The organism is Paenibacillus sp. B-A-8, from assembly GCF_048572915.1.
GTDB lineage: Bacteria > Bacillota > Bacilli > Paenibacillales > Paenibacillaceae > Paenibacillus_AQ.
The window spans coordinates 4,042,019-4,057,818 of sequence record NZ_CP183882.1; the positions used below are offsets into that span (position 1 = coordinate 4,042,019).

Sequence of the window (15,800 nt, forward strand, 5' to 3'; positions counted from 1 at the left end):
TAATCGAATAATTGCTAATTAATTCACTCTACTCTGTTTTAGATAGCTTAGCTTTATAAAAATTCGCAAAATATTCGCTGACCTCAATCTTCTCTTTTACAACTTCTATTGGAGCAACGAGCTTAACGATTTCACCATTGTACACTCCTGTCGTCGCCCCGACTTTCATCTCAAGCACATTGTTATTGTAGCTTATAGTAACTGTCTGAGTAGCCGGTTTCCAACTCACCTTCGCAGCAAAACCTTCAAAGCTGCTACGTAATCCCACAGCCTTACGCTCCGAATCACCGAATTGACCTTTATCGATCAAAGCATGCACTCCCCAGTTTCCATCCACTACTTGTGTGATTCCGAAATCCGTTGACACAGACATCAGGGAGTACGCTTCATCCTCGCTCAAATTCATTCCGTCCATTAAAAAATCTTTTGTTTTATGAGCAGCATCTTTCATCGCTTTGTCGATGGATGAGTTTTTGAAGATATCTTTTTGTGCACTAGCTCCAAGTGCCTCCAAATAATTCGCGTAACTGAACCCATGTACGACCCATTCATTCTCGTTCTCTAGTAATGGGAAACTTAATCCATTCAGTTTTTTGTTAAGCGTCGCTTTTTTATGAAGAACGACTTGAATATCACCCGTCACGGATGTCTCGATAGCAGTTCCGTTAATTTCGGCATCCCCTTGCCCCGCATGCGGATCACCAATCGACAGTAGCGCCCCTGGTACAGATACAGGATAATACATCGTTGCACCTTCAGTAATACGCCAATCATCTACGTTGCCACCATTGTAAGAAGGGGGTACTGAATCTACGATGTCCGCTTCTTTAGGTGCAACACCCATTGTACCGAAGTGTAGACGTACCGGAATTTTCACACCTTTCAATACATCAAAGTTCTTATCAATCGTATTATGGTCTACAATTACGCCTGGGTAGTCGATTGTCGGGTGCACTTGACCATCCGGATCAGTCTGAACAGTCCATTTATAATTATAAACAGCTGTTGCATAATCTGTTCCACCCTCTGTATCCATCTCATAGATGGTGACCACTTCACGTTTTTTCGGCTCCTCCACCATATCTCCGTACAGATAACCCCAGTTCGCCGCGGCATTCACGCCATAGGTTTTGCCAGCGTATTTGTCATTCCCATTAGGTCTTAGCTTCATGTCCAGAATTTTCACTTCCAGAACATCCCCTGGTTCAGCACCTTCTACAGCAATAGGTCCCGTCATAATATGTACGCCTGGCCCGCGAAGCGCTTCGTTCTTCTCCCCCTTTATCCAGTGAAAAATATCTTCGACTCCCGCATCCCCCTTAATCATTCGATCGTAATCATCACCGGAATGATGGGTAATGGCTTCAACCGTTACAATATCACCTGATTGTACCGTTAAAGCTGGATCACCCTTACCGATATTCCCCCACCGAACAGTCTCAGAATTTGCCTTCAGCACATGCGTTTTCGGTGTATTCTGACCTTTATTTGTGTCAGCATACATAACATTAAATGATGTTCCCGCTAGTAAAACCGCTGATAAAATAACACTGGTTTTGCGAAAAGTTTGTTTTTTCATAATTTTATCCTCCTCAGCTTATTTTAATGTTAGTTTATATAACATTTTGTGTTTTTGAGTATAACAGATGAATTAAGGATTAACAATATAAATATTTTCTCTATTTTTACTTTAAATAATAAATCGCAATGATTATGTACCTTTAATAATCCAAGCCAACACCTTTGAGACTGCTCGTTTGATATTCTTGCCTTCCCCTTTTTTAGCAATAAAAAACGCCTTCACTTATGAACAAAGTGACGACGTTTTATCTCAATTAAAAGTGAACCTTTTTTTTCATTATTGATTAGTAATACTTCTTGTAGCCCGGGTTACGATCCGTTTCGTTGCCTTTGTATCTGAGGACATCAACCAATTCTCACTAAGCTGCAGCACCCAATCCGGATTGCTTTTACTCGCATCGTTCAACCAATTACTTACAGAATCCTGAACGTATTTCACTGAATCTGACTTCAGTGGTTCTAATAGCGAAAGTGCAATTACCGGGTCCTCTTTAAGCGCAGTAATATGCTTCGCCCACACACCATGCGGCCGCGTCAATTCGATCGCATATCTCCTTATATTCGGATCTTGATCATGAACCCAGCGCTCTAATAACTTAATAGATTCGTGCAACTCTGTAATTACTGATTCTCTTAAAGCCATCCATGAAATCTCGCGTACCCCAAAATGATCATCCGCTGCAAAAGGACGGATAGCCGTTAGCTTTTGCGATAAACTTAAAGATTGATTTAGACCGATCATATAGGCAGCCCAACAGCGGACACTATCGGAAAGATGCTGCGCTAAAGCTGTGAATAAACGGGATTGTTCCCGCTCAGATTTACTCTCTAATACCTGTTGTAACTCACGCGCAATGGCTGGTATCAGCTTCATGATTCTCTTTTCGGATAAATCGCTCAGCCTTTGCAAAATAGGGTTAGATTCCTGTCCAAAACCTAGCTCGTCCATCACATTTTCCAGCAGCACAAGATGATCCACAGCAAGCCATTCCGTTAAATTTACAGTCTGTAATTGTCCTTTATGTAACAGTTCAACAACCTCAGTCGGAATATCGCTAACTTTTCGAGCTCCCTTCCTATGCTCCATAGAAATCGTCCCTTCATCTATGATTTGAAAGCTTAAATCACCTTCATGTCATATTTAGGATACCGTTATTTCTAAAAATAAAGCTGTAATCTCGTTTACATCTCGATTGCTATGTTATATTTCTTTCCAAAATCTTGTCTCGATGAACATAGATAGTTCTGAACCCTGTCTGAATCACCTCAGCTTTCACCAATTCTTGCAGCGCTACCGTAACTGCTTCTCTGCTCGCACCAATCAAATTAGCGATTTCTTGATGTGACAGCGGAACATCGATTCTGTATAAATTATCCTTATTCTTAACCCCTAACTGATCAGAAAGCTTTAAGAGAACGCACAATATTTTATCATGGAGATTTCCGATGGCTAGATTTTGCGATAACTGACTCATACTTTTTATTCGATCACTCAACACTTGCATTAACGACATCAAGAATCTAGGTCGAGTAGCTACGAATTCTTCAAATCTTACAGAATCAATTGTACAGATATGACACTCTTCCATTGCTTCAATGTAATGATCTCTGGTTCCAAACGAAATCACATTCATTTCACCAAAAACATTACCCTCACTCAGAATATCCGACGTAAACTGCTTCCCATCTGAATTCAAGCGGTATAAGCGAACCTTTCCTTTTTTCACAAAAAATAATCCTTCAGAGAAGGTTGTCGGTGTTTGGATATATGTATTTTTCGGGACTACTGTTATGCGAGTTAACTCTTCCATTTCTATTAAATCTTCGAGCGCTAACGATTGAAGCAAATTAAATTGAGATAAATAATGAATAGTCTCCATTGCCCCTCCTGTGTCTTAAAACGTTATTCATTTCTTTAGTATACCTTACAAAAAAAGCCGCGTCCTAAGGACGCAGCTTACTCATTAACGATTACTTGCTTCCCAGCGCGCGATTTCTTCACGAACACGAGGGGCTACTTCCGTTCCCAACAGTCTAATGGCTTGCATAACATCCTCATGAGGCATCGTACCGTGGGGCACATGTAAAAAGAATCGCGTAATCCCCACCTCCTTGCGAAGATGAATGATTTTGTTAGCAACAGTTTCTGGATCACCTACGTACAGAGCACCGTCAAAGCTGCAAGCTGCATCATAATCGGAACGATGGTATGGAGGTGTCCCTTTTTCCTTCGCCCGCACATTGGTCCGAGCATGCGTTGAAGGGAAAAACTTCTCCAACGCTAATTCATTAGTCTCTGCAATAAACCCGTGAGAGTGTGAGGCAATAGGCAAGCTTGAGATATCGTACCCGGCTTCAGCCGCTGCTGTCTTGTAAAGTCGCACATGTGACGCGTAATCAAGCGGTTTAACATTCCCAATAATCGCTAAAACAAAAGGTAATCCTAAGGCTCCTGTGCGGATTGCAGACTCTGGACTTCCGGCACTCCCAATCCAAATCGGCAGCGGATCTTGAACCGGTCGCGGGTAAATTCCCAGATTGTTTATGGCTGCGCGATGTTTGCCGCTCCAGGTTACTTTTTCTGACTTTTGAATAGCTAGTAGCAATTCCAGCTTCTCATTGAACAGCTCTTCATAATCCTTCAGATCGTAACCGAATAAAGGAAAGGACTCTGTAAACGAACCACGGCCGATCATAATTTCCGCACGTCCGTTTGATATCCCGTCCAGCGTTGCAAAGTCTTGAAATACACGAACAGGATCTGCTGAAGACAATATCATTACCGCACTGGTCAATCGAATTTTCGAAGTCATCGATGCAGCCGCAGCTAACACAACTGCAGGTGATGAAGCCGCATAATCAGAACGATGATGCTCTCCCACTCCATATACATCTAGCCCCACCTCTTCGGCAAGTACAATTTCCTCCACTACTTCACGTAGTCGCTCTGCATGACTTATTGTCTCACCCGTATGGGCATCGGGGGTTGTCTCAACAAATGTGCTAACTCCAAGTTCCACTTTTCATTTCCTCCTAATGTCTGCGCGCCCGCATTTTTCTCTGGATGTAATTGGTTAAATATTCATGATTTCTATGAATCAAGAAACCCATTATAATAGGATTCCCCAATAATTCCAACTATTTTAGATCCCCTCGATTATAGATCGGACAGTGGAGCCGTTATTTTAATGATTTTGTCCATCATCCGAAGTGGCAAGGCAATACTCGAGCTGGATGCAGCACATAATTAAACTGGGACTAAGCTACTAATTTGATGCATCGGCGATTTACCAAGAAAAAATAAAAGACCACTAATCACCTGAAAACGGCAAGTAGTGGTCAATTTTTAAGCTAGTTTATGTTTCCAATACTCGAGCTTATGGGCTTATCCAGCGGTTTCGGAGGTTTTCTTTGATTGATTCCAATCCCGATTCGACCGAATACAAAGGCTCCGACAGGAATGCGATTTGCTAGGTTCATGATGATCGCTGAGCCAACCACGCACCCGATAAATTGTAACAGAACACTGAATAGACCAAGATTTTGCAACCCGAATGAAGAAGGAAGCTTAACAAACAAAGCCAACAGCAACGGGTGAAGCAAATATATACCAAAGGAGTATCTACTGCTCCACTCTAGCACGCGCGGCACCTTTTTCAATGAAGAAGCTACTGTAAAGAGTAGTAGAATCATACTCATAGCGAAAAGTAACATATCAATTCTCTTGGAGCTATGCGCCGTAATCCAGCCTTGTCCGTTCACAAACAGCACAAGTGCCCCAGTTATAACCGGAAGCATGAAGACAGCTACTCGAAACTGTTTTAATTTTTCCCGGAACCAACTCTCATTTCGCCCCAAGTAATAAGCCACAGTAAAGTAGAATATCCACCCCGGAGAGAAAATCCAATACAATTTATCCCAAATATATTGAGCAGCTACCGTATCTGCGGGTTTGGTAAAATTGAAGAATCCTAAGTACACTACGTTTATAACGAATGAGGCAATCAGTATGGAGCGTGGAGTAAACTTTTTGGCATGCTTTTGAAATAAGAGGAACAAGGCGTAAAACTGAAAAATAATGAGGATAAAGTAGCCATGAAAATCACCAAGCAACAAATGACGCCAAAGGAAATACCAAAAAGCTTGAAGAAGCGGAATCCCCTCACTGCTTGCCATATCCACTCCTTTTAACCCGGCGTACAAAGCCCCGAAAAAAAAGTAGGGAAGTAATATATACTTGATTCGTTTCTCCCAAAATCTCGCGGGTATTCCCTCAGGGTAAGCAAAAGACAATACGAATTGAGAGATAAATACGAATACCGGTGTGCCAAACGTAAGCAACAGACCCACCGACTCCACCCATGGTGTATTTCCATCATCATAGACACGATATAAAGCATGTAGTAGCGCAATACTCAAGCAGGCTATACTACGCAGAACAAACATTTCAGAATTCAATTTTCGTTCCATGGGGATGACCCCTTTCAATATTTGCGTTTAATGGTCCACAGCACTGCCTACAGTCAATCGGGCTGCAATCGTCTTTTTGAGTCCTTGGTGAAGGTCATGGTTAGGAGACCAGGACATCAACTCATTTGCTTTCCTATTGTTCAAGTAGCTATGAAGAATATCTCCCGGCCGTGCCTGTTCATAAATCGTTTGGGATTCGCGACCTGTAATGCCGCCTATCATCTCCACAATCGTATTAATAGAGGTAGCCACTCCACAGCTAATATTTATGATTTGATTATCCACTCTGTCATTTGAACGAGCCGCATCTACAAACGCCTGTGCCACATCCTCAACAAAGACAAAATCTCTGGTTTGTTCCCCATCCCCATAGATCACAAGCTCCTTGCCTTGCTTCATACGATCCAGAAAAATTGAAACGACGCCCGCTTCCCCATGTGAGCTTTGCCGGGGTCCATAAACATTCGCAAGACGGAGAATGGTATACTTCAGCCCATGCATGCTGGCAAACATTCGAATGTAGGACTCAGGGACACTTTTGGATACGCCATAGCAGGACTCAGGATTTAAGGGATGGCTCTCATCAATGCTCAAATATTCAGGGTTACCATATACAGCAGCCGACGAAGCGTACACGATCTTTTCAACCTGATGGGCCTCACACATCCGCAGTACATTTAGTGTGCCAACAATATTCACATTCGCATCAAACAAAGGATTGCGCTGTGATTCTCTTACGTCGATCTGTGCAGCCAGATGAATGACCGCATCCGGTTTCTCTCGGCTAAAAACTTCACCCAATGTCTCATCTCGAATATCGTACGGATACAGAAGTGCAGAAGGGTTTCTATAGAACGAGCCGGAAGCACCCGATAAATTATCCACTATTACAGTTTCAACACCCTCACTTATGAGCCGATCAACAACATGTGACCCAATAAAACCAAGCCCCCCGGTTACTAAAACCTTCAAATAAAAAACTCCTTTCGCCCTGTAAGGTGCTCTTTGTACCGTGCATCAGTAGAAAAGTTCACATAAAATACTTAAGAAGAAACGATGTTGTCATCCAATATGGACGACAACCGTTACTCGCAGAAATATAAGGATGTATATAACGAGGACTTTCTTATATTTCAAATCAAAAAATAAAGGAGTGAAGTATATGGCAACTGCACCTATTCCAGACAATTCTGTAACAACGTCCGTGATTGCGGACGGCGCGGTCACTTCTATTAAATTAGACCCTGAAACTAACGGTTACGTGAATGTTCGATCCTATGGCGCTACAGGGAATGGTACTAAAGATGACACCATCGCGATTCAAAATGCAATCAATGCCGGAAATGCCAAACGCAAGGTTGTTATTTTCCCGCCTGGTGTATATAAAGTATCTTCAGGCCGCATGCGTAATCCTTCCAGCCTTGAATGGTGGTGTCTTCGTATACCAACCGGAACTAACCTAAGCTTTGAACCAGGATCTAAGCTGTCGCTGGCTTCGAACCCTCCTTCAGATACTAGAGTACTTGTCATCCTAAACGCCTCTGATATCACGATAACAGGCGATCTTGAAATTGATGGAAGTGCTTCGACTGTGAAAACAAACGTCAACGATCAGCTTCACGGCTTGTTCATTTCTTCTTCGCAAAATATATCCATCGAATCGGTATACTCCCATGATTGCTACGGTGACAATATTTTCATTGGAGGTACAGAAGCGATTCCATCCGTTAACGTGCAGATCGGGTATGCGCGCTGTGAAACGGCTGGACGCAAGAACTTCGTCATCCATTTTGTAGACCAACTTCATGTCAACAGTGCTGTCCTGAACAACAGTCGCGGCGGAGCACCTAGCTTCACTGGAGCCAACTCACTAGACTTGGAGCCCGATGAGTTCAAAGGTACTCGCAGCTTTTATCAACGCTTCGATTCCTTGACTACCACTGGTTTCGGTAATGATCTGTCAGCAGGACTTACAGATGAAATCGCTAGACTCTGGACCCTCGACATCGGTTCACTTGATATGCGTGTTAGTGGATCAGCGAGTCCTGCTATACTCTCTTATGGACTGACGTTAAAAATCAGTAACTTATTTATTCGTTCTACCGATCATAAAGCTAGTTACGGTCTACAGACGATCTATTCACAATTTATTGATATCGCTAGTGCAAGCTTCGATGGCATCGGTGGTCCGGCGATCTTTGCTGCGTTTAATGCTGCTGGAGGTAAACCAAGATTGCATATCGGATCGTTAGGAGTGTACGGCTCAGGCTCCAGCTTAGCTAGCGGAGTCCGAATCGACGGAGGAGATCTTTATGTGGGGACTATGGATGCACAGGATCTAGTAGGAAGTTCTTTATACTTGTTCGCTACACAATCAGACACCATGGTTACTGTTGACAATATGATCGTTCGTAACAGCGGGACCAATCAGGTAGTACTAGTCTCTTCTTATGGTTCGGCTAAGCCTTTCTTGCGTTTGAACAATGTAGCGGTATTTGATACCCGTTCTGTGAAGGTAAAACGCATTCTAGAATTTGAAACATTGGTTGCCATGCAAGGCACTTCCCTTGGCACCGTGTATAATCCGTATGCCATTACTGAATGGTTCTCTACCTATGGCAACTTCAAACGGGCAGTCCGACTCGTTGGTGGAACACTGCTTCCAGCAGTATTTATCGTGGAAGGTTCGCCAGAGGGAACGATAACCGCTCCGATTGGCAGTCTGGCTATGCGAACAGATGGTGTAGCTAAAGCTGCTTTTTATGTGAAGGAAAGCGGAACCGGTGCTAACGGTTGGGTTGCCAAGTGAACATTCAGCGGTTCTGAATGCATGACTCTATTGCATCCATTATACGAACCAGATCATCATCCGATAAGGAGCTTCCAGAGGGTAGACATACACCTTTTGTGAACAATTGATCAGATACACTATGTCCCTCCATGTATGGATAATAGAAGGCATTCTCGAACAGCGGCTGCAAATGCAGTGGTTTCCATACAGGTCTAGCTTCTATATTGTTAAATTCCAGGCACTTTAAAAGTTGATTAGAGGAGAAGCCCGCGATCTCTTCATCAATCGTTAGCGCACTTAACCAGCGTGTACTGCGACAATTAGGCGCTTCCGGCATAAAATGAAGACCTGGAACGGATCCCAATCGTTCTAAATACACTTGAGAAATATATCTACGTCGTTCAACTCTTTCCTCTAGTAGCTCCAACTGACCGCGGCCTATTGCTGCCAACAGATTGCTGAGACGGTAGTTGTAACCCATTTCGGAATGCTGATAATGTGGTGCAGTGTCACGCGCTTGCGTAGACCAGAAACGAGCCTGTTCCAACGCTTCGGTATCATCCGATACAAGCATACCTCCACCTGAGGTTGTAATGATTTTATTACCGTTAAAAGAATAAATTCCGAAGCGGCCCCAAGTACCGCTAGCCTTTCCATGATAAAAAGCACCTAGAGATTCAGCCGCATCTTCTATCAATGTAATACCATAACGATTCGCGATTTCTACAATCGGCTCCATGTCTGCGCTCTGCCCGTACAAATTGACAACAACGGCTGCTTTCGGCAGTAGCCCTCTGTCATTCAAATCCTGGCAGGCCCGTTGAAAGGCTAGTGGACACATATTCCATGTCTCCGGCTCTGAGTCTACGAATACAGGTGTAGCCCCCAAATATAGAATAGGATTGGCACTAGCTACGAACGTGAGCGTCGAACAAATCACGTAATCTCCTTGAGAAACGCCGGCAAGACGCAGTGCAAGATGAATTGCCGCTGTTCCAGAGCTTAATGCAAGTGCACCCTTTGAACCTGTATAGTAGGCCATCTCCCGTTCGAAAGCATCGACTTGTGGTCCTATGGGAGCGATCCAGCCAGAGTGAATGGCATCCTCCAAATAAGCCTGTTCACGTCCACTCACATGCGGTGGAGATAACAAGATTCGTGGTAGAATGCTTGGTTGACGAATACTCATGCCTTGCTCCTTTCTCCATTTGGATGCTTTAATCCAAATGGATTACATATCTTATTGACTTACTTCAGAGCATGGTCCATGATATTTTGATTCAAAAAAGAGGGATGCCGGTAGAGTGGAAAGTAATTCCCCGCCCCCCCGGTGTCATAGAGCGACATTATTCGTTCATACACCTCGGGGAAAAATATTCGCTTACCTAGGTAATAGTCCAGTGGTTCTAGTTGAGTCGCAAATTTTTGTTTGAACTGAAATAGTTCGTCGTTACCTGTATATCCTCCACCGAGATGGAATTTTTCGTATCCATTCTCCATCCCCCACACCGCTGCTGAGTGGATGAGAAGTTTGGTGGGTGACCACTGCAGATAAGCTCGATCCCAACCACATAAGTGATAATGCATCCAGGGCCGATCAAGGAGCACAATACTTGCGGCTACCGCCTTGTCCCCATCCATCGCCTCGAACAGCGCTACCCGTCCCTCTGGCAAAAGGCTTGTATCTTCTATAAATTTTTGAGGAAAATAATAAAAGGGATCCGCTTGTAAATCATCTAACGTGCCGTAATATAATTCGGTGAAAGGCTCAATCCGATCCTTAAGCTCCGACTTTCGAATGGTAAATGGCGCTGACTTTAGTTTACGAATATTTCTTTTATGATTGCCGCCATAGTTCTGAATTAGTGCTGACTCTGAGCCAACGGTCAAATCTATATATGCTGTATTCCGATTCAACTCCGCAATAAGCCCGTTTTGGGCTTCGGTAGCATTGCCTATGAAAGGATGAAATCTTACGAACTCGGTCATAATTCTTTTCTCTCTGCAATAATCTGTGAACGTTTCACTGAATTGTCGATAGAGCTCCGATCGTTCCGCTCCTCTAGGCACATTAGATATCGGTCCCCCGTATCCATAAGGTGTGCTGATGTCGTACCATTCCCCTTCAAGTCCCAGTTGGATGAGTGCTGGAAGATGACTAATGGAACGTAGTAAATAAGGATAAATGATGAGCTTCTCACCCTGCTTAAAAACAAACAACTCTGCCTGTTGAAAATCATCCTCGAACATTCGAAAAAACTCTGCTGAGAAATAGATATCCTTCTTATCCATCTGAATCAAATAAGCATCCCATTCTTCAGAAAGCGAGCTGTTAAGTATAATGAAATTACTCATACGTCACCTCCTAAAAGTTAAGTTAGCGTATCCTTCCTTGAGGTACTTCGAAAAAACTTACTTCGGAAGCGTTCGCTGCTAATCCAATATTTTGATCATACGTATGCTTTCAGTGCTTAAGCTTAGCGCAGGATCTCTCTCACGTAGGAATGCATCGGATGAGAGCAATAACAACTTTCTCTCACGATCTAGGTCGAGTAACACATCGGTTAGTGATTCCCCGCCGTCCCACTCTCCACTTTGCAGTTGGATGCGAAAATACCGCTCGCCGAGCCGCCCCACAACTGAAGTCTTCTGTTTCGTTCTAATCCTAAAAGAAGAGAATCCGTATTTTAGATGATGCGCCTCTGCCATCGGGTAATCATCAATGATGTACGCCACTTCCTCATCATCTATATGTGATCCAGCAGCAATAAAATCTGCACTACCCACGAATGAACGATCCAAATCCCTCACATACCAATAAGTACGTCCTTCTTCAACAAAACCCAGACGAAGATACCAAGCATGAGCCTGTTCATTCCATGAGAACACATCCAGCACCAACTTCTTAATGTCATCCCTTTTTGCTAATTTCTCTCCGTATGCCATGAGCATGCCGCCAATACCATCCTTACGATAAGGCGCATCCACATTTAAATTATTCAGAACCAACATTTGTTCCATTCTTCGCCATTCAGCGAATCCAATGAGCGCTTCTCCAATATAAGCTCCAATCAATAATGTGGCTGAATGTCCTCCACACTTACAAGCTGCTTGTAGATATGCCGGATAACCAGCACAAGCAAATATCGTTTGATTGTAAACATGCTCCGGTAAGTTGCTCTTTAAGAGCCGGCATGCATGATGTATATCGTCTTCATGCAGCGGTCTAAACTGCACATTCATGCCTGGCCCTCCTTTTTATTCAGCCTATACTCATCCAGAGGAAGGCTATGCCGACCTGGATTGGCTACAACATCATCTTGGCGAATCACCTTCAAGACGGTCTTACATAATATCAGCGCATCCAGTCTGAAGCTTAAATTCTCGACATAAGTGACATCATACGAAAGTCGATCTTTCCATGACGAAGTATTGCGTCCTGACACCTGTGCTAATCCCGTAATTCCCGGTCTTACTGAGAAACGCAGCCTCTCCTGTTCGGAGTAGTAAGGGCTGTACCGCATGAGCAAAGGTCTTGGACCAATCAGGCTCATTTCTCCCTTAACAACATTCACCAATTGCGGTAATTCATCCAGACTTAGCTTCCGGATGATTCCGCCAAACTTGATGTATCGTCGCTCATCAGGTAACGGTTGACCCTGCGTGTCATACAGTTCAGCCATGGTCCGGAATTTGTAGATGAAGAAGGGTTTCTCTCCCAGTCCAGGTCGCTGCTGCTTGAATAAGATTGGGCTTCCAAGCTTTATTCGAATCAACACCGCCACCACAGCCATGACTGGACTAAATATACATAACATAACGATCGCTCCCACAAGATCGAAGCCTCGTTTCATATGGCGATACATGTTAGTACTCCTCCCGCCTTTCTCTTAATCCGTAAAAAGACGTTCCTTAAGTGAATTCACCTGTTTTAAATCAGCACTCCAGTAGTACACCTTGGTTCCAACTAGCGGATCAGGACCAAAACTGTTGTTACCTGGTATCTGCTCGTATTGAAAGTCATCGGAAGTTATCCCCTTGAATAACCAAGCTAAGCTGAGCAAATCACTGTCGCTAAAGCTTGTATCGATAATGTCTTTCTTTTCATGGAGTAGTAATCCCGCCAGATCCGGAAGATGCTCAGGACTGAGTAGCTTATTGGCCACAGCTCTAACGATATTGAATTGCTCTTCTTGACGACTAAAGTCACCGTTCGGAGTAGAATACCGCTCCCTTGCAAGATAGAGTGCATGAACGCCATCTAGATGCTGTTCACCTTTTTTGATGGTAATCTCTGGCGTTATGGTCACGTCCTGATCGATCACCATATCAATCCCACCGATCGAATCGATGAAATCACGAACACCTGAGAAGTTCGTCTTGATGTAATGATGAATGGGGATATTCATAAAGTCGCTCACCGCTTGAATAAGCGTCAGTGTTCCTTGCTCATTCCCACCTTTGGATTCCCCAACAATATGAGCATGGTTAATTTTGGTATATCCGACATTTTGTACATAAACCCTTGTATCACGCGGCACAGAGACGATGTTCACCTTCCGCTGTTCCGGCATCACATGTACAACCATGATGGTATCTGCACGCGAAATCTCCCCGCCCCACGTATCAGTTCCAATGAGTACAACATTGAAGGATGAAGTTTTTTTATCGGATGCAGATGTTGTCGCTGTTGGTTCAGATGATGGAGGTACCGTAATCTCCGTATTTACTGGGCTTTTCGAAGTCTCTTCCGACTGCGTTTTCCCCACAGGAACCACAGAAATTTTAGAGCTAGGTATCGTCAATGGATTAAGGACCGCCTTTTGAAAACGCTGTTCAGGATTTAACACCCCTCTAATCCAAATCCCACCAACGACAATCACAATTAGAAAACCAATCAGGGCGAATCTTCCAATTCGCCTCATGACTATTTGCTTTCTTGTGAAATTCCTGTCGCTCTTGCCACGCAAATGCAATCTCTTTTTCCAACTGCTCATAAACGACTTCATCACTTAGATCCCCGCATGAACTTCGGATTTGATCCGTTCAAGCTCATGAGTAACAACCTGTGGTTCTTCTTGAAAGCCCGAATAGCTCGGAATAAGCTGCTTTAATAATTTCTTAATTTGATAACTGCTCGGCACAAATTCGTACCGTTTGCACAAATTCTCCAGAACTCCAAGAACCAAATTCAATTCAGATCTGGATACACTTTGAGGACGACTGATCATGATGCGATAGTTATTGGTAACCATCAATCCTTCCTCTTCCGTCAGGAGTTCCTCATATAATTTCTCTCCAGGACGAATACCTGTGATCACAATGGGGATATCTTTATCGGGTTCTAAGCCGGACAGACGTATTAAATCTCTTGCTAGATCGTATATCCGAACTGGCTTACCCATATCAAGCACGAACACCTCGCCGCCTTGTGCCAGTACACTCGCTTGAATAACCAATTGCACCGCTTCAGGAATCGTCATGAAATACCGCACCATATCCATGTGGGTGACTGTAACCGGGCCACCACTCTCAATCTGTCTTTTGAATAACGGAATAACACTTCCCCGGCTACCGAGTACATTTCCGAAACGGACAGCGGCAAAAACCGTCTTGCTGGATGAATTCTGATCATTAATAATCATTTCTGCAGCCCGCTTCGTAGCTCCCATGACACTGGTTGGATTAACCGCTTTGTCTGAAGAGATGAGAATGAACCGCTTTGCACCATATTTGGCGCTCGCCTCCGCAACATTCCTTGTTCCGATAACGTTGTTCTTAACCGCCTCGACCGGGTTCATCTCCATAAGTGGAACATGTTTATGCGCTGCGGCGTGATACACGATCGTAGGTCGGAAATTTTGAAATACACTATCGATCCGCGACACATCTTGAATATCCGCTATGATGGGTTGAATCTTCTGATCGGGATATAGCTGACGCAGCTCTTGTTCAATCAGGTAAATGCTGTTCTCACCATGCCCAAGAAGCAGCATTTCCTTCGGACGATATGCAGCTAGCTGCCGGCACAGTTCCGAACCGATGGAGCCTCCAGCACCCGTGATGAGGATACACTCACTCCCTAAATTCTCGCGAATCTCCTCAGTGTTAATCTCAACAGGAGTTCTTCCCAGCAAATCATTTACGGACACTTCACGGATTCGATTAACTGCCATTTTCCCGTCCAAAATTTCTGTCATACTAGGCATTAGCTTAACCTGTGCTTTGGTTGACTTGCAGATTTCGATAATCTCCATTAAGTCGTTTTGTGGTGCTGTCGGAAGGGCAATAATAATGAATGCAATATCCAGCTGATCCACGGCTTCTGGAATGAAATTTCGGTTACCCACAATCGGGAGCCCCATTACTTCCAGCTTTTGTTTGGATATATCATCATCAATGAAGGCGACCGGATTCATAAATTTGAACCTTGAATGCTTGATATCTTTCGTAACGAGGATTCCTGCCTTACCAGCCCCTACGATTAGAAGATTACCTTCGAAGGCCTCCTTCGTACCCGTTGTCTCAAACCCATCATTAAGAAGACGTTTAACCATTCGTAACCCAACAATGCCGAGGAACACATAACCCGCTGCAAAATAAATAGAAATCGGTAGTCGATAGGAAGGAACTACTGCGTGTGCGGATACGTTGACAACAATCACGCCAACAAGTGTTAATACACTCACTTTCAGCAGCTGCAATAACTCTCTCATTCCCGTGTATCGCCAAATATTGTTATACACTTTGAATCCAAATGAGAAGGCCGCATACACCGCAATGTGAATCAATATAGCCCACGGAAGCATCCACACGTACATCTCAGGGATTTGAAAATCAAACCGAAGTAAAAACACAAGCCACACTGAAGCCGCAATAATCCCCGCATCCAACATGACCAAACGGACGATCCGCATTCTCATCACTTCTTTCTCCCTAATTAACTAAAAGTTCATTT

At 43.8% G+C, this 15,800-nt stretch carries 13 protein-coding genes; 1 reads left to right on the plus strand and 12 read right to left on the minus strand.

The genetic code is table 11. The features are described 5' to 3' along the window. Positions 1 to 28 precede the first annotated feature (28 nt). From ACN6MV_RS18025 to ACN6MV_RS18050, 6 genes are all read right to left on the minus strand, one after another. Entirely contained in the window at positions 29 to 1,579 is a 1,551-nt protein-coding gene (locus ACN6MV_RS18025) for an acetamidase/formamidase family protein (protein WP_419884553.1), read from the minus strand. Positions 1,580 to 1,858: 279 nt separating this feature from the next. After that, positions 1,859 to 2,668, minus strand: coding sequence for a DNA alkylation repair protein (locus tag ACN6MV_RS18030; RefSeq protein WP_419884554.1), 810 nt, complete (start codon positions 2,666 to 2,668; stop codon positions 1,859 to 1,861). 109 nt (positions 2,669 to 2,777) lie between these two features. Then, a complete protein-coding gene (locus ACN6MV_RS18035) occupies positions 2,778 to 3,461 on the minus strand; it encodes a Crp/Fnr family transcriptional regulator (protein WP_419884555.1) in 684 nt (227 codons plus the stop codon). An 84-nt stretch (positions 3,462 to 3,545) separates the two neighbouring features. After that, entirely contained in the window at positions 3,546 to 4,601 is a 1,056-nt protein-coding gene (locus ACN6MV_RS18040) for an LLM class flavin-dependent oxidoreductase (RefSeq protein ID WP_339286922.1), read from the minus strand. Between the two features lie 331 nt (positions 4,602 to 4,932). Continuing rightward, on the minus strand, positions 4,933 to 6,051 hold the full coding sequence (locus ACN6MV_RS18045) for an acyltransferase family protein (protein ID WP_419884556.1): 1,119 nt from the start codon (positions 6,049 to 6,051) through the stop codon (positions 4,933 to 4,935). A gap of 27 nt (positions 6,052 to 6,078) precedes the next feature. Further along, a complete protein-coding gene (locus ACN6MV_RS18050) occupies positions 6,079 to 7,023 on the minus strand; it encodes an NAD-dependent epimerase/dehydratase family protein (protein ID WP_339286926.1) in 945 nt (314 codons plus the stop codon). A gap of 190 nt (positions 7,024 to 7,213) precedes the next feature. On the opposite strand from ACN6MV_RS18050, the gene ACN6MV_RS18055 reads away from it, so the two are divergent. Continuing rightward, on the plus strand, positions 7,214 to 8,860 hold the full coding sequence (locus ACN6MV_RS18055) for a glycosyl hydrolase family 28-related protein (protein WP_076118898.1): 1,647 nt from the start codon (positions 7,214 to 7,216) through the stop codon (positions 8,858 to 8,860). A gap of 4 nt (positions 8,861 to 8,864) precedes the next feature. On the opposite strand, the gene ACN6MV_RS18060 is transcribed toward ACN6MV_RS18055, so the two are convergent. The 6 genes from ACN6MV_RS18060 to ACN6MV_RS18085 all read right to left on the minus strand — a co-directional run bounded on the left by ACN6MV_RS18060 (position 8,865) and on the right by ACN6MV_RS18085 (position 15,765). Beyond that, on the minus strand, positions 8,865 to 10,031 hold the full coding sequence (locus ACN6MV_RS18060) for a DegT/DnrJ/EryC1/StrS family aminotransferase (protein ID WP_042128572.1): 1,167 nt from the start codon (positions 10,029 to 10,031) through the stop codon (positions 8,865 to 8,867). Between the two features lie 59 nt (positions 10,032 to 10,090). Next, the gene (locus tag ACN6MV_RS18065) at positions 10,091 to 11,197 is read right to left on the minus strand and encodes a GNAT family N-acetyltransferase (RefSeq protein ID WP_042128574.1); all 1,107 of its coding nucleotides are present in this window, start codon (positions 11,195 to 11,197) and stop codon (positions 10,091 to 10,093) included. 78 nt (positions 11,198 to 11,275) lie between these two features. Beyond that, the gene (locus ACN6MV_RS18070; RefSeq protein ID WP_042128575.1) at positions 11,276 to 12,085 is read right to left on the minus strand and encodes a GNAT family N-acetyltransferase; all 810 of its coding nucleotides are present in this window, start codon (positions 12,083 to 12,085) and stop codon (positions 11,276 to 11,278) included. Beyond that, the gene (locus ACN6MV_RS18075) at positions 12,082 to 12,708 is read right to left on the minus strand and encodes a sugar transferase (RefSeq protein ID WP_156114824.1); all 627 of its coding nucleotides are present in this window, start codon (positions 12,706 to 12,708) and stop codon (positions 12,082 to 12,084) included. The genes ACN6MV_RS18070 and ACN6MV_RS18075 overlap by 4 nt, the downstream gene beginning before the upstream one ends. A gap of 24 nt (positions 12,709 to 12,732) precedes the next feature. Beyond that, positions 12,733 to 13,851, minus strand: coding sequence for an LCP family protein (locus ACN6MV_RS18080; RefSeq protein WP_375103189.1), 1,119 nt, complete (start codon positions 13,849 to 13,851; stop codon positions 12,733 to 12,735). A 3-nt stretch (positions 13,852 to 13,854) separates the two neighbouring features. Next, a complete protein-coding gene (locus ACN6MV_RS18085; protein WP_042128579.1) occupies positions 13,855 to 15,765 on the minus strand; it encodes a polysaccharide biosynthesis protein in 1,911 nt (636 codons plus the stop codon). Between the last annotated feature and the right edge of the window lie 35 nt (positions 15,766 to 15,800).